Annotated in this window: 26 protein-coding genes; 1 reads left to right on the top strand and 25 read right to left on the bottom strand. The window is 30.6% G+C overall.

Going from position 1 to position 21,537, the window contains the following annotated elements; translation table 11 throughout:
• Positions 1–467 (top strand): IS3 family transposase (locus CUL_RS17045; protein WP_035143029.1); only part of this gene is annotated, 467 nt, incomplete at its 5' end.
• 67 nt (positions 468–534) lie between these two features.
• Here CUL_RS17045 and CUL_RS0108445 read toward each other — a convergent pair.
• The 25 genes from CUL_RS0108445 to CUL_RS0108565 form a co-directional block, all read right to left on the bottom strand.
• The gene (locus CUL_RS0108445) at positions 535–1,533 is read right to left on the bottom strand and encodes a M42 family metallopeptidase (RefSeq protein WP_005582208.1); all 999 of its coding nucleotides are present in this window, start codon (positions 1,531–1,533) and stop codon (positions 535–537) included.
• Between the two features lies 1 nt (position 1,534).
• Positions 1,535–2,554 (bottom strand): M42 family metallopeptidase, encoded by a 1,020-nt coding sequence (locus CUL_RS0108450; protein WP_005582207.1) that lies wholly within the window; start codon positions 2,552–2,554, stop codon positions 1,535–1,537.
• Positions 2,545–3,600, bottom strand: a complete 1,056-nt coding sequence (locus CUL_RS0108455) for a M42 family metallopeptidase (RefSeq protein ID WP_005582206.1) — start codon at positions 3,598–3,600, stop codon at positions 2,545–2,547. The genes CUL_RS0108450 and CUL_RS0108455 overlap by 10 nt, the downstream gene beginning before the upstream one ends.
• A 62-nt stretch (positions 3,601–3,662) precedes the next feature.
• The gene (locus CUL_RS0108460) at positions 3,663–4,439 is read right to left on the bottom strand and encodes a CheR family methyltransferase (protein ID WP_025641159.1); all 777 of its coding nucleotides are present in this window, start codon (positions 4,437–4,439) and stop codon (positions 3,663–3,665) included.
• Positions 4,440–4,631: 192 nt separating this feature from the next.
• Positions 4,632–6,611, bottom strand: coding sequence for a bifunctional 4-hydroxy-3-methylbut-2-enyl diphosphate reductase/30S ribosomal protein S1 (locus tag CUL_RS0108465; RefSeq protein ID WP_005582204.1), 1,980 nt, complete (start codon positions 6,609–6,611; stop codon positions 4,632–4,634).
• An 11-nt stretch (positions 6,612–6,622) separates the two neighbouring features.
• Entirely contained in the window at positions 6,623–7,207 is a 585-nt protein-coding gene (locus CUL_RS0108470; RefSeq protein WP_005582203.1) for a lysophospholipid acyltransferase family protein, read from the bottom strand.
• A gap of 4 nt (positions 7,208–7,211) precedes the next feature.
• Positions 7,212–7,874, bottom strand: coding sequence for a (d)CMP kinase (gene cmk / locus CUL_RS0108475; RefSeq protein WP_005582202.1), 663 nt, complete (start codon positions 7,872–7,874; stop codon positions 7,212–7,214).
• Between the two features lie 49 nt (positions 7,875–7,923).
• A complete protein-coding gene (gene aroH, locus CUL_RS0108480) occupies positions 7,924–8,286 on the bottom strand; it encodes a chorismate mutase (RefSeq protein ID WP_005582201.1) in 363 nt (120 codons plus the stop codon).
• 50 nt (positions 8,287–8,336) lie between these two features.
• Positions 8,337–8,786, bottom strand: a complete 450-nt coding sequence (locus CUL_RS0108485; RefSeq protein ID WP_005582200.1) for a hypothetical protein — start codon at positions 8,784–8,786, stop codon at positions 8,337–8,339.
• Between the two features lie 88 nt (positions 8,787–8,874).
• The gene (locus CUL_RS0108490; RefSeq protein WP_005582199.1) at positions 8,875–10,092 is read right to left on the bottom strand and encodes a BaiN/RdsA family NAD(P)/FAD-dependent oxidoreductase; all 1,218 of its coding nucleotides are present in this window, start codon (positions 10,090–10,092) and stop codon (positions 8,875–8,877) included.
• 2 nt (positions 10,093–10,094) lie between these two features.
• The gene (locus CUL_RS0108495) at positions 10,095–10,706 is read right to left on the bottom strand and encodes a histidine phosphatase family protein (protein ID WP_005582198.1); all 612 of its coding nucleotides are present in this window, start codon (positions 10,704–10,706) and stop codon (positions 10,095–10,097) included.
• A gap of 132 nt (positions 10,707–10,838) precedes the next feature.
• A complete protein-coding gene (locus tag CUL_RS0108500) occupies positions 10,839–11,714 on the bottom strand; it encodes a MurR/RpiR family transcriptional regulator (RefSeq protein WP_005582197.1) in 876 nt (291 codons plus the stop codon).
• On the bottom strand, positions 11,698–12,261 hold the full coding sequence (locus CUL_RS0108505; RefSeq protein WP_005582196.1) for a 2-oxoacid:acceptor oxidoreductase family protein: 564 nt from the start codon (positions 12,259–12,261) through the stop codon (positions 11,698–11,700). The genes CUL_RS0108500 and CUL_RS0108505 overlap by 17 nt, the downstream gene beginning before the upstream one ends.
• Before the next feature lie 14 nt (positions 12,262–12,275).
• On the bottom strand, positions 12,276–13,085 hold the full coding sequence (locus CUL_RS17050; protein ID WP_005582193.1) for a 2-oxoacid:ferredoxin oxidoreductase subunit beta: 810 nt from the start codon (positions 13,083–13,085) through the stop codon (positions 12,276–12,278).
• A 1-nt stretch (position 13,086) separates the two neighbouring features.
• Entirely contained in the window at positions 13,087–14,229 is a 1,143-nt protein-coding gene (locus tag CUL_RS0108515; RefSeq protein ID WP_025641161.1) for a 2-oxoacid:acceptor oxidoreductase subunit alpha, read from the bottom strand.
• A gap of 1 nt (position 14,230) precedes the next feature.
• The gene (locus CUL_RS0108520) at positions 14,231–14,425 is read right to left on the bottom strand and encodes a 4Fe-4S binding protein (protein WP_005582190.1); all 195 of its coding nucleotides are present in this window, start codon (positions 14,423–14,425) and stop codon (positions 14,231–14,233) included.
• Positions 14,426–14,678: 253 nt separating this feature from the next.
• Positions 14,679–16,076, bottom strand: coding sequence for an oxaloacetate decarboxylase subunit alpha (locus CUL_RS0108525; protein WP_025641165.1), 1,398 nt, complete (start codon positions 16,074–16,076; stop codon positions 14,679–14,681).
• Positions 16,077–16,093: 17 nt separating this feature from the next.
• Positions 16,094–16,663: a tRNA 5-(aminomethyl)-2-thiouridylate-methyltransferase MnmM gene (locus CUL_RS0108530; protein ID WP_025641168.1), complete on the bottom strand. Its 570-nt coding sequence runs from the start codon at positions 16,661–16,663 to the stop codon at positions 16,094–16,096.
• On the bottom strand, positions 16,653–17,066 hold the full coding sequence (locus CUL_RS0108535; protein ID WP_005582187.1) for a GNAT family N-acetyltransferase: 414 nt from the start codon (positions 17,064–17,066) through the stop codon (positions 16,653–16,655). Before CUL_RS0108535 ends, CUL_RS0108530 begins: the two co-directional genes overlap by 11 nt.
• Before the next feature lie 88 nt (positions 17,067–17,154).
• Positions 17,155–17,862: a pseudouridine synthase gene (locus CUL_RS0108540; protein WP_025641169.1), complete on the bottom strand. Its 708-nt coding sequence runs from the start codon at positions 17,860–17,862 to the stop codon at positions 17,155–17,157.
• A 160-nt stretch (positions 17,863–18,022) separates the two neighbouring features.
• Positions 18,023–19,120: a D-alanyl-D-alanine carboxypeptidase family protein gene (locus CUL_RS0108545; RefSeq protein ID WP_005582185.1), complete on the bottom strand. Its 1,098-nt coding sequence runs from the start codon at positions 19,118–19,120 to the stop codon at positions 18,023–18,025.
• A 49-nt stretch (positions 19,121–19,169) separates the two neighbouring features.
• The gene (ytfJ, locus tag CUL_RS0108550; protein ID WP_005582184.1) at positions 19,170–19,613 is read right to left on the bottom strand and encodes a GerW family sporulation protein; all 444 of its coding nucleotides are present in this window, start codon (positions 19,611–19,613) and stop codon (positions 19,170–19,172) included.
• A complete protein-coding gene (locus CUL_RS0108555; protein WP_005582183.1) occupies positions 19,567–20,154 on the bottom strand; it encodes a DUF2953 domain-containing protein in 588 nt (195 codons plus the stop codon). Before CUL_RS0108555 ends, ytfJ begins: the two co-directional genes overlap by 47 nt.
• A gap of 74 nt (positions 20,155–20,228) precedes the next feature.
• Positions 20,229–20,777, bottom strand: a complete 549-nt coding sequence (gene scpB, locus CUL_RS0108560) for an SMC-Scp complex subunit ScpB (protein WP_025641170.1) — start codon at positions 20,775–20,777, stop codon at positions 20,229–20,231.
• 3 nt (positions 20,778–20,780) lie between these two features.
• Positions 20,781–21,530 (bottom strand): segregation and condensation protein A, encoded by a 750-nt coding sequence (locus CUL_RS0108565; protein WP_025641171.1) that lies wholly within the window; start codon positions 21,528–21,530, stop codon positions 20,781–20,783.
• Between the last annotated feature and the right edge of the window lie 7 nt (positions 21,531–21,537).

Here is a 21,537-nt window from a genome sequence, read left to right on the forward strand (position 1 = left end):
TTACAGATGTAACTGAATTTTCAATTCCTGGAGATAATAGAAAGCTTTATTTAAGTCCAATTATGGACATTTACGATAACAGTATTATTGAATATGAAATATCCTTTAAAAACAATAATCAACTTGTATTTAAAATGTTTGATAGAGCCATCCAAAAACATCCTGATGCAAAGCCCATATTTCATAGTGATAGAGGGTTTCAGTATACGGGAAATATTTTCAAAAGTAAGATTGAAGAAGCTGGAATGGTCCAAAGTATGTCAAGAGTTGGTAAATGTATAGATAATGGTTCTATGGAAGGATTTTTTGGTATATTAAAGACTGAAATGTTTTACGGTAAGAAGTTTAAAACACTTGAAGAATTAAGGGAAAAAATAATTCAATATATAAAATTTTACAATGAAAAAAGATTTCAAAAAGGATTAGGATGCATGGCTCCTTTAGAATATCGAAACCATGCATCCTAATGTGCATAAATTTTAATTAAATTGATTGTCTACTTGACAAAGGTCAGTTCAAAGTTCAGCTCTTTTATTATAATTTTATATCTTGTTCTAGCAATTTTATTAACAATTTTATGGAGTTCATAATGTCATTTTTTGAAGCCATTTCTATAGTAGAATGAACATATCTAGTTGGAATAGATATTACTCCAGAGGGTACCCCTTCCTTAGTCAAATGGATAACCCCTGAATCAGTACCACCATATTCCAATACTTCTAATTGATAGGGGATATTATTTTCTTTAGCAATGTCTATCATAATTTGTCTCAATTTTGGGTGAGTTAGAATTGAATTATCTTTTACCTTTATGGCAGTACCCTTATTTAATCCTACTGCAAAAGTTTTGGCTTTGGGAGTGTCCCCACTTCCCGTGACATCAACAGCTATACCTATATCTGGGCCGATTTTATAGGCAGATGTTTTTGCTCCTCTTAAACCTACTTCTTCTTGTACTGTAAAGACAAAATATAGATCATTTATTGGATTATCTACTCTTCTTAATGCTTCAATAGCAACAAAGCATCCCACCCTGTCGTCTAGACACCTTGTAAATACTACATTATCATTCTCGCCATATTCAGATCTATAAACACATATATCTCCAATATTAACAAGTTTTTCTGCTTCTTCTTTGTTATTAGCTCCTATATCTATGAACATATTTGATAATTTAAGTTTGGAAATATCGTCAATTGGTTCTGATGAAACAACTCCCATCGTTCCATTTCCAAATATAACTTGCTGGCTCAGTGTAATAAAAGGTGATATCCCGCCAATATTAGTAAACCTTAAGAAACCCTTATCGTCAATATCGGTGACCATTAATCCAATTTGATCCATATGGGCAGCTATCATAATTTTTTTACCATTGCCTTTTTTTCTAGCTATTAAATTACCTAGATCGTCTATGCTGATTTCATCAACATGGTCTTTAATTTCATTCTTAATATATTCTCTAATGTTTTTTTCATTACCCGACGGTCCATAAAGACTAACTAATTCATCCAGCAGTTGACTATTAAATTTCATATTACAGTTCCCCCTTTTTATATTCAGTTAATATGGCTTTTAACAATTTATAAGTATTGTTATAATCATTTTTACTCATTACTGAAGTAGGTGAATGAATATTTCTGCAAGGTACAGATAATGTTGCTGTAATAGATCCCTCTTTTGTAGTAAGTATTTTTCCCGAATCGTTTCCACCCATAGATGTTTTTCTATATTGATAAGGTAAATTATTCTTCCTAGCAATCTTTACTATTTTATTTCTAAAGTCCATATTATATAGAGTTGTTCTATCTACTAATGAGATTGCAGGTCCCATATTTAAATAAGTAGGTATTAAATGCTTATCAAGTTTTGGTATATCATAGCATAAAGTCCCCTCTAATATAATACTAATGTCTGGATCTACACTATATGCTGCAGGCCCTGCTCCTACAAGTCCTATTTCTTCCATTACGGTAAATACTCCATAAAAACTTGTATCTTCAATCTCTTTAAGCAGTTCAACTAATAAACTGCAACCTACACGATTATCTAACGCTTTTGCTTTTACTAGATTTTCACCAAATTCAATATATTGACCGTGAAACAACACATAATCGCCAATACTAACTAATTTTTCAGCCTCTTCTTTAGTATTTACCCCTATATCTATGTATAATTGGTCTATGTTTAAGGCTTTTTGCCATTCCTCCCTTTTCTGTAAATGAATAGGTTTCGCTCCTATAACTCCAAATATTTTATTTTTACCTACTAAAACTTGTTTGGAAACTAAAATCCTCTTATCAATACCACCGACAGTTGTAAATTTAAGTAACCCCATATTATCTATATCTGTAACCATTAAACCTACCTCATCCATATGGGCTGTTACCATTAATTTTTTATGATTATTCTTTCCCTTTTTAAATGCTATGACATTTCCTAATCTATCAACTTTTACATCATCTACATGATCCCTTATTTCATCAATAATAATATCTCTTACTTCTTTTTCATTGCCAGATACACCTGAAGCTTCAGTTAACCTTTTTAATAACATAGTAACCCCTCCAAATTTTCACTTGAAATGGAAGCCATAAAGAATGCTAATAGTTTAGCTGTATTCTTTAGATCCATCATATCAATTACCTCTACTGAAGTATGCATATATCTTAAGGGTATAGATAAACATAAGGTTGGAATACCTTCTCTTGTGATTTGCATAGCTCTTCCATCAGTTCCAGTAGGGCCAGGTGTTACTTCAAATTGAAAAGGAATATTATAATCTTTAGCTACTGCCACAATTTTTCCCCTAAGCCCTGGATGGATATTCCCTCCTATTGTTATTCCAGGACCTTTGCCCATATCGATTGTATCTCCTTTTGGCAGCTCAGGAGTTGAACCAAATCCTACATCTATCGCTATGCCAATATCAGGATTTATCTTATAAGTACTAGTGAAAGCACCTCTCATTCCCACTTCTTCCTGAACAGTGGATACAAAATATATATCTGCCTCATGATTTATTTTTGAAAGTTCTTTAATACATTCATACATGGCAGCTATCCCTGCCTTATCATCTAAGGATTTCCCCATTACCTTATTGCCTTGTAATGAGGTGAAATTTCTTTTAATAGTTATTGGATCTCCAATACTCACATGCTTCTCTACTTCTTTTTTTGGATATCCTATGTCAATTATCATATCTTCTATTTTTATTGCTTTATTAATTTCTGATGGTTCCTGTAAATGAGGCGGTTTTGAACCTATTACTCCAAATAAATCTTTGTTTCCATGTACTATGACTTCTTGGCCTAATATGGTTCTAGGATCTATACCTCCAATATTAGTAAATCTCAAAAATCCGTTATCTTCAATATATTTAACCATTAAACCAATTTCATCCATGTGGGCAGCTACCATTATTTTGAAATTAGATTGGTCGTTTGTGCCTCTTTTTAATATTATTATATTACCCAACTTGTCTATCCAGATATTATCAGCGTAAGTTTTGAAAGTGGATATTATCTCGTCATTAAGCCTAGATTCATGACCTGAAACACTACTACCGTTGCTTAACAATTTTAAAAACTCTTTAGTATCCAATTTACAACCCCCTCTAATTAAATATTTCCACTGTATTATAACATAAATTGTATTTAGCTACACTAATTAACTTTCCCATAGAAGAAAGTCTTAATAGTTCTAAAATTATACCTTTCAGGTAATATTATCTGTTCAGTACTTCCTACAAAAAGAACACCTTTATTACCTAAGCTATTATGAAATTTTTTATACAATAATTCCTTTGCCTCATCAGTAAAATATATCATTACATTTCTACAAGCAATTAATTCTACATTATTTGGAAATGGATCTTTGAGAAGGTCCAATTTATTAAACTCCACACACTCTTTTATTTCATTTTTTATTCGATATGAATTACCAACTTTTTCAAAATACTGTTTCTGAAATTCCATTGGCAAATTGACCAATGCTTTTTCAGAGTAAAGGCCTACTTTTGCCTTCTCGATTGCACCATCATCAATATCTGTAGCCAAAACTTTGATTTCGCTTAAATCATAAAATTTAGTCATTAACATAACTAAAGAATAAGGTTCTTCGCCAGTAGAACAGGCGGAACTCCAAATTTTTAATGGTCTCTTATTTCTTACAATTAGATTAGGTAATATATCTTTTTCTAAAACCTTCCATTGGGATGGGTTTCTATAGAATTCGGATACATTGATTGTTAGATAGTTTATAAACTGGTCTAATAAAAACTTGTCAGATTTTAATCCTTGGAAGTATTGATGGAAATCATCGAATCCATTCCTATTCACTAAAGAAGTAATCCTTCTTTTCATTTGTTTTTCTTTATAATAATTCAGGTCTATATTGATAAGAGCATTTATATTTTTTTTAAAAATTTCATAACTATCCATGGATACCCCCTTAAGATTATTATGGTATTGGAATCAAAGGATAAAATAAGATAAACTTTATTAATTGAAAAAATTTCTGTGGTATAAAACCACAGAAATATCAATGTAAAGGGGGTCTTGATGTAGTTTGTGAGGTCACAATTATATTTTTCCAAATAATAAATTAATTATACATCAATTCCCTTTACACTTTTAGTTGTCTTTTACAATATCCTCTATTTTTATATCCATGTCTTTGTTTTCAAAGGTTTCAACTTTTTCTTTCTCTTCTTCTTCGTCTCTATCTTCTTCAATTGCCCTCATGCTCAAGCTAATTCTTTGTCCTTCCTCATCTATGTCAATAATTTTTACTGTAACCTCTTGTCCAATTTCTAATCTATCAGATGGTCTATTAACATGGTCTTTAGATATTTGAGATACATGAACTAATCCATCAACACCTTCTTCCAATCTAATAAAGGCTCCAAAATCTAAAATATTTACAACTTTCCCAGAAACTATATCTCCAACATTTCTTTTATCAATAAATATGTCCCAAGGCTTTGGTAAAATTTGTTTTAATCCCAAAGATATCCTGTTCCTATTTTTATCAAAATCCAAAACTTGGACTTGAATTTTGTCGCCAGCGGCAACAACTTCTGACGGGTGGCCTATCCTATACCAAGACAAATCGGAAATATGGATTAAACCATCTAAACCACCAATATCAACAAAGGCCCCAAAATCCGTCAATCTTTCTACTTTGCCGTCGATTATATTTCCAATTTCTAAACTATCCCAGAGCTTCTCTCTTTTCTTTTCTAATTTTTCTTGTTCGACTACTTTACTTGACAGTACAATTCTTCTTCGATTTTTGTCAAAATCTATAATTCTGGCAATTAATTTTTTGCCCTTATAAGCACTCAAATCATCAACATAGGATACAGAAATTTGGGATGCAGGAATAAAACCATTAATATTCTTTATCAACACGGAAAGGCCGCCTTTAACGTCCGACAGTACTTTACATTCTATATTTTCTTTATTATCATAGGCTTTTTCAAGCTCTTCCCAATTTTTTATAACCTCTAGTCTTTTTGTAGAAAGTACAACATTTCCCTCACCATCATCTAATCTAACCACATAAACCTCTATCTCATCTCCCTCTTTAATCAAATCCTTAGGCCTAATATCGGGGTCATTAGATAGTTCTTCTTTAGTAATAATTCCATCAGATTTATAATTGATATTTACCATAATTTCATTTTCAGTTACATAAATGACTTTACCCTTTACAACATCTCCTCTACGGACTTTAACAAGTGTGTTTTCTATTGCTTCCATTATTTCATTATTATTAATATTATCCATTGTATTAACAACCTCCTTAATTATCCAATCAGGTGTTGAAGCACCTGCGGTTATTCCTATTGTATTAAATTTTGTTAGCTCTTGTAAAGGCAAATCTTTAGATAATTCGATATGAAATACATTATTACAATATTTTTTACTTATTTCTACTAATTTATTGGTATTGGAGCTATGATAACCACCAATTACAATCATAGCTTCGACTTTTTTCGCCAATTCTTTGCAAGCACCTTGTCTTGTATTAGTAGCATTACATATGGTATTAAACATCTTAACTTCCTCACCTTTACCGACAACAATATCCGATAGTTTTTTAAATTTTTCAAATGTATTAGTAGTCTGTGAAACTAAACAAATTTTATCATAGTTAGAAAGATTATTTGCTTCCTCTTCATTATTTATTATAATTCCATCATCATTACACCATCCGTTAATTCCAATTACCTCTGGGTGGTTTTTATCACCAATTATTACAATTTTATATCCTTTGTCGCTGTATTCTTCAACTTTTTTATGAACGGATTTTACGTAAGGACAAGTACAATCAATTAATTCTAAATTTAAATCTTCAATTTTTTTCTCAACTTTATAAGGTATGCCGTGAGACCTTATAATAACTTTTCCGTTTTCTATAGAATCAACTTCATCTATAACCTTTAAGCCATCTTTATTTAACTTGTCCACTATCTGAGTATTATGGACTAAAGGACCTAAAGAGTAGGTGTTTACACCTCCTGAGTTTTTAATAATTTTTTCAGCGGTATTAACCGCTCGCTTGACACCAAAACAATAACCAGCATGTTCAGCAATATAAACCTTCACCTTTTTTCCTCCTATGCATTATCTAGTGAATAGATAGATTTTAGTATATCCTTACTAATACTTTTATATTCTTCAGTAGAAAGTTTCTTATCAAAATATTCATCTAAATAAATAGGTCTACCAATCCTTACCACTATTCTACTAAATAATTTGTATTTTGATTGGATATATACAGGTACTACTGGCGATTTCCCCTTTATACTAATTAAACTTACTCCTGGTTTTGCACTATCTAAGTCCATCTTTTCTACTCTTGTTCCTTCTGGAAATATTCCTAAGATTTTTTCATCTTTTAATACTTTTAAAGATGATCGAATAGCTGATATATCTGAACTCTTTCTATCTACAGGAAAAGCCCCAAGCTCATAAATCAATTTAGCAATAATTTTATTTTCAAATAATTCTTTTTTCGCCATAAAGGATATGGGTCTAGGCACAGCTATTGCTAAAACAATAGGATCTAAAACACTAATATGATTAGAACATAATACGACTCTTCCTTTATTTGGTATATTTCCCCGACCTTCAATATCTATTCTAAAAAGAATATTAAATATTAAGACTGCAAGAAAACGAACAATTTTATAGAAATACAATTAGTTACCCCCCTTCAATTATCCTTAGAATTTCTTCTACACATTCTTCTACTGTTTTTTCAGTTGTATCTATTTCATATGCATCTAAACTCTTTTTTAAGGGAGCAATTTTTCGTGTACTATCTATTCTATCCCTATTCTTAATTTCAGTTAATATTTGTTCATAGGAAATATTTTTTTCCTCCTTCTCTAGTAATTCTTTATATCTCCTTCTTCCTCTTTCTTCAATGGAGGCAGTTATAAAGAATTTATAATTTGCATTTGGAAGAACAACCGTACCAATATCTCTTCCATCCATAATAAGGTTACTAGATTCTGCTAAACTTCTCTGTAAATGAACCATATTTTCTCTAACTTCTTTAATCTTTGAAATAACAGACACATTATTATTTACTATTTTTTTTCTAATTTCATTATCTACCGTTGTTCCATCTAAGTATATATGGTTATCTTTAAAATATATAGAAGTAGTCTCCATTAATTTTAGAATATTTTCCGTATCTTCAGGATCGATCCCTGCTCTAATTACCTTTAATGTTAAGGCTCTATACATAGCGCCAGTATCGATATATTCTAATTCTAAAATCTCAGCAATTCTTTTAGCAATAGTACTTTTACCTGCCCCTGCAGGGCCATCCACTGCTATGATTAATCTTCTATTGACCATTCCAATCCTCCTAATAAAATAATAACCACCATTGGTGGCATTGTTGTTTTTATTTATTTAAATCAGGTCTCAATGTTTTGGCATCTTTAAGATATACATGTTTTACATCTTTTTGTTTTAAAGAATCATGATATAGAATCATAACCCTAATACATTTTCTAATGCTATCTAAAACATCCATCTCATTGAAGCACATTAATCCACATTGAGTATATCCTAACAACCTAGCAGCCTTAGCAGGGTATTCAGCATTTAAATCTTTAGTTGATGAGAATAAAATACTAATGACATTATCTTTTATTAGATTGTTTTCTTTTTCTATTTTAAATAATAGGTCTTTAGTAGCTTTTACTATTTCTTCTTTATCATTATATTCAACAGTTGTAGCTCCTCTAATCGAAACTATTTTCAATTATATCACTTCCCTTAATAATTATATATTAAAACCTAGAATCAAACAAGTTATTTTAATTTAACATTACTTAATATTTCTATACTCTGGGAAGTTGTTATAACTGTATCCAATTTTGGTATAATGATATTATTGCTTATCCCTACTACTTTAATTTTCAATTGATTATTGTATTTAGTGCCATCAATTTCGATTAGATCATTGTTATATACACCAACTTTAAGCTCATCATTTTTAACAAAATCTCCAATATACTCCCCATTAACTAATACTTCAATATTATTGTAATTTGGAGTCATGTTTTTCAATATAATAATTCCCTTATCAAAGGATTCTGCAGAATTAGCAATAGGAAAAAACTTGCTATCTTTATTATTCATATAAGTTAATATAATATCATTATCAGTATAATTGATATATTGAATTGCTAACAGCAGCAATAGAGATAATATAGATAATAATATCAATGTCTTTTCGAAGTAATTGAAAATAGGTTTCATTTTAGCCTCCTAAATCCATTATTAATAATACTCTATGCATATTGTTAGCAATTAATGAAAATATTATAAGGCTAATCTATTTACCATATTAGACATTCATTCCCGCTAGATACCCTGTTGAATATGCAATTTGTAAATTGTAACCCCCAGTCAATCCATCTACATCAATTATTTCTCCACCAAAAAACAAACCAGGTACAATTTTAGATTCCATAGTAGACGGATCAATTTCATTTGTAGATACCCCTCCAGATGTAACTATTGCCTCTTTAATAGGCCTAAAGTCCTTAAAGGTTAATGGTAAGTTTTTAATGGTTTCTACAATTTTCAACCTTTCTTCCTTGGTTATTTGATGAATAGCTTTTGTTCCATTAATTGAAGCTATATCTATAATTAAGGGTATTAGTTTTTGGGGCAAAAGTTCATCTAATCCATTTTTTATTTGTCTATTGCTAAATTTTTGAAAATCCCTTAAAACCCTTTTGTCTAGCTTTTCCTTCGATAAAGCAGGTTTTAAATCGATAAATAATCTAATCTCTTTATCTGAATGTTTGTTGATTACATTGCTCATAGATAATACAATGGGGCCTGAAATTCCATAATGGGTAAATATCATTTCTCCAAACTCTTCATGCACCTCATTATTTGCTACTGTGCTAATAAGCTTTACATTTTTAAGGGATAAACCTTGTATATCTTTTACCCAATCTTCTTCTAATTCCATGGGTACTAGAGAAGGCCTTAATGTCTTAATTTTATGACCAAATTTCTTTGCAAAATCATAACCATCTCCAGTTGATCCAGTAGCTGGATATGATTTTCCTCCAGTAGCTATAATTATTTTATCAAATTTTTCTATATTCTCATCTTTAAATTTTACGATAAATTTATCGCCAATATTTTCTATATCTTTTACAGTTTTGTTTAACAAAACCTTAACATTATTAGCCAATAAAAATTTTTCTAAAGTTTTAATTACATCACTGGATTTGTCTGACACTGGAAAAACTCTATTACCTCTTTCAATTTTAACCTTAAGTCCATAAGATTCTAACAATTTAATTATATCTTCATTGGTAAAAGAATAAAATCCACTATATAAAAACTGACTATTAGTAATTATATTGTCGAAAAAATCATCTATTGGGGAAGCATTGGTAATATTGCATCTGCCTTTTCCCGTTATGAATAATTTTTTTCCTAATCTGTTATTTTTTTCGATTAAAGTTACATCTATGCCTCTAGAACCAGCAAACCCTGCAGCTATTATTCCCGCAGGACCTCCTCCTATCACTCCTACTCTCACCTTTAACTCTCCTTTATATGGCAAATATCATTAAATAATTTCAGTACTTTATTATGTTCTCTAATTTCTACAATTGATAAACTAACATTATTAATAGTTAAATTCTTAAAATTGGCTAAATTCATATTCAATAATCCTAGTATAATAGTTTTTAAAGTAGCACTATGGGATACTATTAATACGTTATCAATTCTATCATTATGAATTATCTTATTTAATCCATTCATGGCCCTTATTTGTAGTTCTTTTAACGTTTCTGCTCCTTCTATTTGTAATTTTTCAGGCTCGTTTCTCCATAAAGCAAGGTCATCCTGATGTTCTTCAATCATTTTATCGTTAGATATCCCTTCCCATACCCCAAAATTAATTTCTCTAAATTCCTTCATAGGGGTTATAGCTAAATTTAGTTTGTTTCCAATAATTTTAGCAGTTATATATGCTCTATTCAGGTCGCTAGAGTATATTTTTTCTATATTTTCATTAATCAATCTCTCTCCAATTAAATGGGCTTGTTCAATGCCTTTTTGTGTGAGGGCAATATTTTGCTGCCCTTGAATTTTTTTTAGAACATTCCACTCTGATTCTCCATGCCTTACCAAATATATTTTTTTCATATATTTACCTCCAATTTATAAATGTATATAGTTTATTATAACAGAATATTATTTAATATTATATATATCATTTATGATAAGATCTAATATGTTAGCTAAATAACAAATAAAACTACCATCTAATTGGTAGTTTTATTTGTTATTCTTATTGTTTGTATTATATACATTGTGCTTCTTCCAAATCTTTTCCAAATCCTCAAAGTATGCAGTAATATCATTTTTCTTCTCAGTTCCCAATGCAATAATAAAAGCATTTATTAAACTCATGGGAGCTACTAGTGAATCTACAAAGGATAACATATTGCTACTTGCTATTAGAGTAGTATCTGCATACTGAGCTGCTGGTGATATCAAACTATCTGTGATTCCGATTATTTTACAACCCTTTTCTTTTCCATAATCTAATGCTTCTAAGGTTCGTTTTGAATACCTAGGATAACTTATTCCTATAATAACATCTTCATCAGTAGCTTTTAACAACTGCTCAAAAACATCGCTAGGGCCAGATGTTACGACTTTAACATTGCTTAATAAAAAATTTAAATAGAAACCCAGATATCCAGCTAAAAAAGATGAACTTCTAAGACCTAATACAAACACATTATCAGCCTTTAGAGTAATTTCAACAGCCCTTTGAAAAGCATGATAATCTATTTCATTTAATGTTTTTTCAATATTATCCATATCCTTTTTAACCACTAATTTTAAAGCATTTTCATAGTCTGTAAAGTCCTTGCTTAAAGATATTCTTTGAACTGTAGTTAGTTTGTTTTTAATTAATTCTTGTAATTCCTTTTGTAGTTCCCTATATCCATCATAGCCTAATGTGTTAGCAAATCGTACTACAGTAGACTCACTTACCCCTACCGTTTCCCCTAAAGTTGCAGCAGTCATAAAGGCAGCCCTATCATAATTATTCATTATAAATTCAGCAATTAATTTTTGCCCCTTGCTCAAACGATTAAAATTATTTTGTATTACTTTTATTAGATCAACATACTTCTCCATATACACTATCCTTATGGTTTTCTATTAGTTTAAATCCTTCCGAAAGAGCTCTTTTATTCAACTCTTCTGTACCTCGGGGCACTCTACTTAATACTGCTTTTTCTAAAGATTCTTTGCTAACAACTTTAGTCAATTCATAGATACTACCTAAGGCAACAATATTTGCAACCATAGGCTTTCCCAGCTGATTTACAGCTGTATCTAATATAGGTATTGAAAAAATTTTAATATCCTCTCTATTTGGTTTTTCAGTAACACTTTCATCTAAAATTAATACTCCCCCTGGCCTTAAAGAATTAATATATTTTTCACATGCTTTTTGAGTTAAAGACAAAAGTATATCGCATTTATCTACCTTTGGATAGTTAATTATTTTATCACTAATTATAACCTCGGCTTTGCTTGCTCCTCCTCTTGCCTCTGGTCCATAGGACTGGGATTGAACTACGTTTTTACCATCATATAAGGCAGCTTCTGCCAAAATTATTCCCGCCAAAATAAGACCTTGCCCACCTGAACCACTTAATCTTAATTCTTGTTTCATCATTTTAAATCTCTCCTTTAAAAAGATTCCATTATTTTATTATACTCATTAGTATACTCTGGTCTTTTCCCTCTATATAATTCACCTATAATAATTTTGCCTTCTCGCTTTTCCTCTGATAATTTTTCATAAGCAGCTTTATTAATAGTAATATCCCTCAAATTCATCATCATCTCAACGGCATCGCCTTTTTTGTTTTTTCTTCCATAATAGGTAGGGCAGGTCGTTAAAGTTTCAATAAAAGAAAAACCTCTGTTTTTTATACCCTCTTCAACCTGTTTAATTATCATATTTGTTCCATATACCGTTGCTCTACTTACATAAGTAGCACCTGCAGCTTTAGCTAAGTCACATAAATCAAAATTTGCATCTATATTACCGTAAGGTGCTGTAGTTCCCTTGTCCCCCGTTGGCGTAGTAGGTGAATATTGACCTCCAGTCATCCCGTAAATATTGTTGTTGAATACAATAGTTGTTATATCAATATTTCTCCTTGCCGCATGGATTAAATGATTTCCTCCTATGGCAGCACAATCCCCATCACCAGTAATTACTATAACATGTAACTTTGGATTAGCAAATTTAATACCTGTGGCAAAAGCCAGTGCCCTTCCATGAGTTGTATGGATAGTATTAAAATCCAAATATCCTGAAGCCCTAGATGAACATCCAATTCCAGAAACAATACACACATCATTTTGATTTAACCCAATATTATCTATAGCTTTTACAATAGCTCTAGTAACTATTCCATTTCCACATCCTGGACACCAGATATGAGGCAAACTTTCGGTCCTATAATATTTTTCTACTAATTGACTTGGCAATTTAACCCCTCCTACCTTTTATAAAAGAGATAATTTCTTCTGGAGTAATTAACTCTCCATCTACACGACCATATTTATCTACTTTTGTATACTTACCTGCAATTCTATCAATTTCTAAGAAATATTGTCCCAGATTCATTTCTATAACTGAAACTCTATTCACAATTTTAGCCAAATTTTCTATTTGCTTCTGCGCCACTGGCCAAATGGTAATTGGTCTAAACATACCGATTTTTCTGCCTTCCTCTCTTAGTAAATCAATGGCGGATTTGGCTGATCTAGCAGTTGCTCCGTATGTAATGATTATTTCATTTGCATCTTCTAATTTGTATTCTTCATATTCAACAATATCGTCCGCATTATCCTCTATTTTATTAACCAATCTTGTTATCAATTCTGCCGCAATTTTATTATTATTTGTAGGGAATCCAGTTTCACTGTGAATTAATCCAGTTACATGGAATCTGTATCCTTCTCCAAAATTCGCCATTTCAGGGACTATATTGTCTTCCTTTACTTTATAAGGTACATAATCTTCTGGATTAGATGCAGGTTTCTTTCTATTATATATTTCCATTTGATTTTCTTCTGGTATTTCTATCTTTTCCCTCATATGACCAATTACTTCATCCATCAATAATATAACTGGAGTTCGATATTTTTCTGCTAAATTAAAAGCCCTAATAGTTGTATCATAAATTTCTCTTACTGTAGATGGATATAAGGTAATAATAGAATGTTCCCCATGAGTACCCCATCTAGCTTGCATTATATCACCTTGAGCTGGCGATGTAGGTAAGCCAGTACTAGGACCACCTCTTTGAACATTTACTATTACACAGGGCACTTCCGATATAATAGCATATCCTATACCCTCTTGTTTAAGGGAAAACCCGGGGCCACTAGTAGCCGTCATTGATTTCTTTCCAGTTAACGACGCACCAATTATTGCACTAATGCTTGCAATCTCATCCTCCATTTGAATAAATTTTCCGCCTATCCTAGGTAATTTAGCAGCTGAAAGCTCTGCTATTTCAGTTGAAGGAGTAATGGGATAACCAGCATAAAACATCATACCCGCAGCAATTGCACCTTCAACACAAGCTTCATTACCTTGCATTAATTTTACAGTTTTTTCTGGCATTTTACTTACCTCCTAAATAAATTGCATAATCAGGACATCTTAACTCACATTGACCACATTGTATACAAGAGTCCAGATCTTTAATAACTACCTTGTCATCTTTTATTTCTAACACATTTTTTGGGCAAAATGCAACACATATACCACAGCCTTTGCACAATTCCTTTTCCACATTGAGTCTTTCCAATGTCTTCAATGCTACTTCCCCCTTATTGTGATATTTTCTACTATTATAGTATCAAAAATATGCCTTTTATGCAAGATTTATTTCATATTTATAATATTTTTATTAAATATGCAAGTTTTGTTTCATTATTTAGAAAAAACAAGCCCTAAAAAGGACTTGTTTTATAAAACACAAAAGGTATAAATCACTCATAAAATAGACTTTAAATTGATGGTTTACAAAAAAGGCTTTCTTAACTTCAAAATACTTAATGGGAACCTTTTTATACTGGATATGTTTTAAATTCTTCATTTAATAAGTCAGTATCAATTTTATACCTTTCAGCTTGCCTATATTTAAAGAAATCAATGGCAACTTGAGGAAACAATGCATAGGTTAATACATCCTCATCTTGTTCAATATATTCTTTTATCTCATCTCTCATCCTATGCAGTTCCGGATCCATCAAATCTGCAGGTCTTCCCGTAAATACTTTTTCATCACCAATAATTTTTTTCCTTATTTCTTCCTTAATGGGTACAGCTGGTTTTCCGTAAAGACCTTTTACATAATTTTTAGTCTCCGTTGGGATCATTTTATATCTTTCTCCCAATAGTACATTAAATACAGCTGTAGTTCCAACCATTTGACTCATAGGAGTAACTAATGGAGGATAACCTAAATCTTCCCTAACTTTAGGTACTTCCTCTAAAACTTCATCAAATTTATCTAAAGCTCCTTGACTATTTAGCTGCGAAACTAGATTCGAAAGCATCCCTCCAGGTATTTGATATTTTAACGTTCTAACGTCAACATTTAAGACTTTATTATTTAATAATCCTGCTTCTACGTATTTATCCCTAAGCTCTTTAAAATAATCCGTAATTTCTAGTAAAAGGTCCATATCTATATCTGGATAATACGGCGAACCTTGTAGTGAAGCTATCATCGACTCCGTAGCCGGTTGACTGGTTCCCATACCTAAAGGTGAAATAGCTGTATCTATAATATCTGCTCCTGCTTCAATTGCCTTCATATAGGTTTGATTAGCTATACCGCTAGTAAAATGGGAATGGATTTGTATTGGAACTGACACATTCTCTTTCAATCCCTTAACTAATTTTTCTGCCTCATATGGCATAAGTATTCCAGACATATCCTTTATACAAATAGAATCTGCTCCCATTTTTTCCATTTCAACACTTAGATTTATATAGTACTCATTATTGTGCACAGGGCTAGTTGTATAGGAAATAGCTGCTTGGGCATGACCACCATGTTTTTTAGTTGCCTCTATGGATTTTCTAATATTTCTAGGATCGTTTAGTGCGTCAAATATGCGGATAATATCGATGCCATTTTCTATCGATTTTTTTACAAACATTTCAACTACATCATCTGAGTAATGTTTATAACCTAGTAAGTTTTGTCCTCTTAATAACATTTGCAACTTAGTATTTTTAAAAGCTTTTCTTAAAGCTCTTAATCTCCCCCATGGGTCCTCATTTAAAAATCGCAAACAGGAATCAAAAGTTGCTCCACCCCATACTTCAAGGGAATGGAAACCAACTCTATCTAACTTATCTGCTATAGGTAACATATCTTCTGTTCTCATTCTAGTAGCAATTAAAGATTGGTGTGCATCCCTTAAAATAGTATCTGTAATTTTTACACCTGACATTATTAACCCCTCCTATTTTATAGTTTTTCTACGCCAAAAAGTACAGGCGGATTATTTTTCTGATTTAAAAAATTAAATTTTAAAACACTGTATTCCTTTTGGTCAAGTTCTTTCAGGAAATCTTTTACTCCTTCTTTTTCCTCTAAACCGCCTTCATGACCAGTATAGCAAGTTATTAGCAACAATCCATTTTTTCTTAACAAGTATAAGGATTTTTTTATACTCTCTAAAGTTGAATAGATTTCAGTTTTAATGCTTTTATTACCACCTGGTAAATAGCCTAGATTATATATGATAAAATCTACTTCATTAAAAATATATCTATCAATATTTTCATGGCCATCGTTTATTAGAATTACCCTTTTATCTAAATTCTCTTTAAACAATTTTTCTTTAGTTATTTTTAAAGCTACAGGCTGAATATCAAAACCATAGACTTTTCCTTTTTTCCCAACTAATTTGGATAACAAAATAGTATCATTTCCATTTCCTACAGTGCAATCTATTGCTATACTTCCACTTTTCACATAGTAATACATAATTTTCTTTGCTAAATCCACTGTATTGACAAAATATTTAAACCCCATTTTTATCACCACAACAATATTTGGTAAAAAAATCATTTATTTTTAAATAAAGTTTGTACTCATTTGAAAAATATTGTCTATTATGTATGAAACCTTTCTTAATCAAATAGCTACTATTGTCACAATAGTATATATTATTGATACCCATAGCTTGACATTTAAATAACATTCCTCTTAAGATACTATCGCCGTAATTAAAACCTCTAAACTTATCTTCTACAGCAATGTATTTTAATATACCATAGCTATCTTTTAAAAATATCTTACCTATTCCAATAATTTCATCCTTATTTTCTAATATATATACTATTCCATCTAACAAATCATCTTCTATCAAATTATCTTTGAGAATAGGCTTAACCTTATTATAATCTTTTTTTTCTATTTGCCGCAATATCAACACAACTTTCCACTCCTATGTTAATTATAATTGATAGCTTATGAAAAATAAAGCTGAATATATTTAACATTATAATATGCAATCCTTTTTACTAAAGGGATTTTAAATATCTAATTTCATTATTAGTTAAATATCTCCACTTACCTAACTCAAGATCTCCAATTTTCAATTCACCAATGGCTACCCTACTAAGTTTTATTACCGGATGTCTAATATATTCACACATCTTCCTAACTTGCCTATTTCTACCTTCATAAATTGATATTTCCAATAAGGAAGAGTCCTTATATTTTCTTACAATTCTAATATAAGCCTTAGCCGTCATTCTACCATCTAATTTTAGTCCCTTTCTAAACTTATTTAATTGCTTACTATTAGGTACTCCCTCTACTAATGCTATATATTTTTTATATACCTGAGAGCTTGGATGGGTAAGTTTGTAAGCTAAGTTACCATCATTAGTCATTAGGAGCAGTCCAGAAGTATCTTTATCAAGTCTACCTACGGGAAAAATCCTTTCATCAACATCATGAACTAAATCCAAGACTATTTTATCATTATATTTACTCTTTAAAGTCGTAACATATCCTTCTGGCTTATTCAACATTATATAAATTTTGTCTTTTACTAGCCTAATTTTTTTATTATCGACTTTTACTACATCCTTTTCCGGATCAACTTTTGTACCAAGTTCTTTTATAACATTATCATTAACTTTAACTCTACCCTGCAAAATTAGTTCTTCAGCCTTTCTTCTTGAGGTTATTCCTGACTGTGCTATGTACTTTTGTAATCTCATAATTTAAAAACCTCCTTCTGTTCACTATACTTATTTTAGCCTTTTAAAACTAATTTGTAAAATTAATTATGTATAATATAATTAATTATTTATTTATAGTAGAATACAGAATATAAAACCATATTACTATTTAAAAAAAGAAAAAAGCCCATAGGCTTTATTAGCTTTGAATTTTCTTAATAAATCTTTTAATCATACCTAATTTTTCTACTTTTTCTTTTGATATAACTTTTCCCATATGGATAATCTGTCCATCTAAATATATAGTTATATCCCCAATAATTTCACCTTTGGCAATAGGAGCCTCTATAGCTTTAGGTAAGTTGAGATTGATCTTGACTCTATCTAACTCTTCCTCTTTTAGGGGATATATAAAAGTATCTTGGGAAATTGCAGATACAAAATCTTTCTTTCCATTATTTATAGGAATTTTCTTGAAAAATTGTTCCTTTTCACATATTACATAAGTAGTAAAATTCTCAAACCCATAATCCATTAGCTTATAGCAGTCATTGAACCAATTACCATCGTTTAATGCTACTGCAATTAACTTGGTACCATTTCTTGTGGCACTGGTTACCAAACACCTACCTGCCCTGGTAGTATAACCAGTTTTTACTCCATCTCCTCCTTCATATTCCCATAGGGTCTTATTTTTATTGTAGAATATATTATTTTTATTTCTATCTGCTTTCCAGGTTTTACTACTAACGATTTCGCTAAATTTCTCCAATTCCATAGCTTTCGCTGTAATCAATGCTAGATCATATGCAGTAGAATAGTGATTATCATCATGGAGTCCATGGGGATTCATAAAATTAGTATTCTCAGCGCCTATTTTCTTTGCCATATAATTCATCAATTTTATAAAGTCTTCAATATCTTTCCCAATATAATTTGCTATGGCCACAGCAGAATCGTTGCCAGATCTAAGCATTAAACCGTATAATAAATCCTCTAAGGTAATAATCTCCCCTTCTTCTAAATATATACTGGATCCTTCAATTCCTACAGCATTTCTATCTATTTTTATCTCCTCAGTTAATTTTCCCCTTTCTAAAGCTATTAAAGCCGTCATTATCTTTGTAGTACTTGCCATTGGTAATTTAATATAGGGATTATAACTAGCCAAAATTCTTTTTGATTGTGCGTCTATGAGCACTGCGCTTTGAGCGCTTATATCCGGTTCTTGACATAAAGCGATTTTCCCCCAAAATAAGTTTATTATTATAACAGATATAAGAATTTTTCTATTCAAGAACAAACCTCCCTAATAATAAAGTAATAGAAGCAGAATTTTCTGCTTCCTAAGTTGGATTATGAACATTATCTAAATTTACAGTGCTATCAGAATATTTCTTTTCCTTACTCATTGACTGTTGGATACTGTCTGCCAGTTTAGTCATAAAATCAAATAAACTACTTAAAGCAGTATTTCCTTCATCCACAGTTAATAATTTAATTTGATTATTTCCTGCAACTATAAAGCCTACTGGTTGTACCGATACCCCAGCTCCACTACCACCACCGAAAGGGAGTTTTTCTTCATCAATTTCCCCTTCTTTTGTGTTTTTGATTTTATTAAACTCACTACCTCCAGATGCAAAACCAAAAGAAATCTTCGATACTGGAATAATAACCAATCCGTCCGGTGACTGTACCGGATCTCCAATAATAGTATTTACATCTACCATTTCTTTTAAACTATTCATTGTAGTTTTCATTAAACCTTCTATTGGATGTTCTGCCAATTACCTCACCACCTTTATTTGTTTTTCTCTGCCAAATCCATACAATTATAATATAAACCATTCTTATTTTTATTATGCAATCAAATATTATTTCTAATTGATTTTTATTAAAAATTGGAATTACATTATAATTTAAATCCTCGACTTCTTTCTTAGATAACAAAAATCCTACTATAAGACTTTTTAAAAACCATAGACTACCTATAATAGTACCTACATAGAATGCATCTTCAAATCCTATCTTAGTTTCCCAATTTACCCTTTTAATAACTAACTTTTCCCAAATCATATCGATAAACTCCTTATACTGGTCATCCTTATGGATAGATTTAATCCTATCTAAAAATCCTGTTTTATAATTTCTATCTTTTTTCTCCTTGTCGAAAGGATAAAATTCAGGTTTAAATATTCCAAATAGATAGGATGTGGTAATATTTAATCGACTACTGCCTTCTATATAATTGTATATAATCTTAAATTCCATTGGCATAATCAAGAGTATGATCATAAAAATCGGTACTACGCTCAATAAGCATTTCATATTTTCACTCCAAATTTATTTGGTTGCTACTATCTATATTTTCCATAAAAAAAAGAATAATACATATATTTGTATTATTCTTCTCCCTCATTTATCTCTTCATTTTTCAGTTCAAAATCCTTAAGAGACGGTAAATCATTTAAATTTTCTAATCCAAAATATCTTAGAAACTCCTTAGTAGTACCATATATAATTGGACGACCAGTCCTTTCTAATCTACCCTTTTCTTCAATCAAATTTTTATTCAGTAAGGTATCTAAAGCCTTATCACATCTTACACCTCTAATAGCTTCAATTTCATTCCTTGTTATAGGTTGTCTATATGCTATAATGGATAAAGTCTCTAAAGCTGCATTTGAAAGACTTTTATTGTTTTTTTCTTGTGACAATTTACTTATCCAATGGTAGTGTTCGGGCCTTGTTGATAGTTGATAGCTATCCTCTATTCGTACTATCCTCAGCCCTCTTCTATTATAATTAAATTGGTCTATCATCTCATTTAATATATTTTTAGTTTCTTCTTCCTCTATTTCCAGAATATCAGAAATATCCTTTAACGATAAAGGCTCCCCCCATATAAATAATAATGCTTCTATTATAGATTTAACCTCTTTTTTCTCCATAATTTATACACCCTCTTTATCATTCTCATAAATTATTATATCTGAAAAATTATCTTCTTGATAGATTCTAATATATTTAGTTCTAATAAGTTCAAGTAATGATAAAAATGTTACAACTATTTCCTTCCTATTAGGATTTTCACCTATTAGAGTACTGAATTTAACACTTTTTTTCTCTTTAAGTGAGTCCTTTATCTTTTCAATACATTCATCTAAAGTGTATTCTTCCTTTTGGATTTCATTTATTTTTAGAGAAGTTTGGGTTTTTGTTCTTTTTTCTAATATGTTATTAAAGGCTTTAACCAATTCTTTTAAATCCATTTGTTCTAGATCTTCTTCTTCATTAATAAAATAGGACAGGTCTTCCTGAGGTTTATAATATACTTTGTTTTGCACCTTTTCTAGGTTGCGAAATTTGGTTGATGCAAGCTTATATTTTTTGTATTCTACTAATTTCTTCACTAATTCTAATCTTGGATCAACATCATCCATTTTTAGTTGTTCATCTTCATCTTTATTATTCTTTTGGGGCAAAAGTAATTTTGATTTTATTTCTAATAGAGTAGCAGCCATAAGTAAGAAATCACTAGTTATCTCTAAATCTAGTTCTTCCATCCTGGCTATATAATCTAAATATTGCTCTGTTATTTCGTTAATGGGTATATCATAAATATCAATCTGTGCCTTATCAATCAAATGTAGTAACAAATCCATTGGACCTTCAAAAGTTTCTAATACAATCTTGTAATCCATAATAAAA

It is taken from the genome of [Clostridium] ultunense DSM 10521, from assembly GCF_000511955.1.
Taxonomy (GTDB): domain Bacteria; phylum Bacillota; class Clostridia; order Tissierellales; family Tepidimicrobiaceae; genus Schnuerera; species Schnuerera ultunensis.

Excerpts from the sequence above, each read along its gene's own strand:
- CUL_RS0108500 (WP_005582197.1), bottom strand. The coding sequence starts at position 11,714 with ATGGAGAAGTATGTTGATCTAATAAAAGTAATACAAAATAATTTTAAT.
- CUL_RS0108460 (WP_025641159.1), bottom strand. The coding sequence starts at position 4,439 with ATGGATAGTTATGAAATTTTTAAAAAAAATATAAATGCTCTTATCAAT.
- CUL_RS0108515 (WP_025641161.1), bottom strand. The coding sequence starts at position 14,229 with ATGCCAGAAAAAACTGTAAAATTAATGCAAGGTAATGAAGCTTGTGTT.
- CUL_RS0108525 (WP_025641165.1), bottom strand. The coding sequence starts at position 16,076 with ATGTCAGGTGTAAAAATTACAGATACTATTTTAAGGGATGCACACCAA.
- CUL_RS0108565 (WP_025641171.1), bottom strand. The coding sequence starts at position 21,530 with ATGGATTACAAGATTGTATTAGAAACTTTTGAAGGTCCAATGGATTTG.
- scpB (WP_025641170.1), bottom strand. The coding sequence starts at position 20,777 with ATGGAGAAAAAAGAGGTTAAATCTATAATAGAAGCATTATTATTTATA.
- CUL_RS0108485 (WP_005582200.1), bottom strand. The coding sequence starts at position 8,786 with ATGAAACCTATTTTCAATTACTTCGAAAAGACATTGATATTATTATCT.
- CUL_RS0108530 (WP_025641168.1), bottom strand. The coding sequence starts at position 16,663 with ATGGGGTTTAAATATTTTGTCAATACAGTGGATTTAGCAAAGAAAATT.
- CUL_RS0108540 (WP_025641169.1), bottom strand. The coding sequence starts at position 17,862 with ATGAGATTACAAAAGTACATAGCACAGTCAGGAATAACCTCAAGAAGA.
- CUL_RS0108445 (WP_005582208.1), bottom strand. The coding sequence starts at position 1,533 with ATGAAATTTAATAGTCAACTGCTGGATGAATTAGTTAGTCTTTATGGA.
- CUL_RS0108555 (WP_005582183.1), bottom strand. The coding sequence starts at position 20,154 with ATGAAATGCTTATTGAGCGTAGTACCGATTTTTATGATCATACTCTTG.
- CUL_RS0108505 (WP_005582196.1), bottom strand. The coding sequence starts at position 12,261 with ATGATGAAACAAGAATTAAGATTAAGTGGTTCAGGTGGGCAAGGTCTT.
- cmk (WP_005582202.1), bottom strand. The coding sequence starts at position 7,874 with ATGGTCAATAGAAGATTAATCATAGCAGTGGATGGCCCTGCAGGGGCA.
- CUL_RS0108450 (WP_005582207.1), bottom strand. The coding sequence starts at position 2,554 with ATGTTATTAAAAAGGTTAACTGAAGCTTCAGGTGTATCTGGCAATGAA.
- CUL_RS0108495 (WP_005582198.1), bottom strand. The coding sequence starts at position 10,706 with ATGAAAAAAATATATTTGGTAAGGCATGGAGAATCAGAGTGGAATGTT.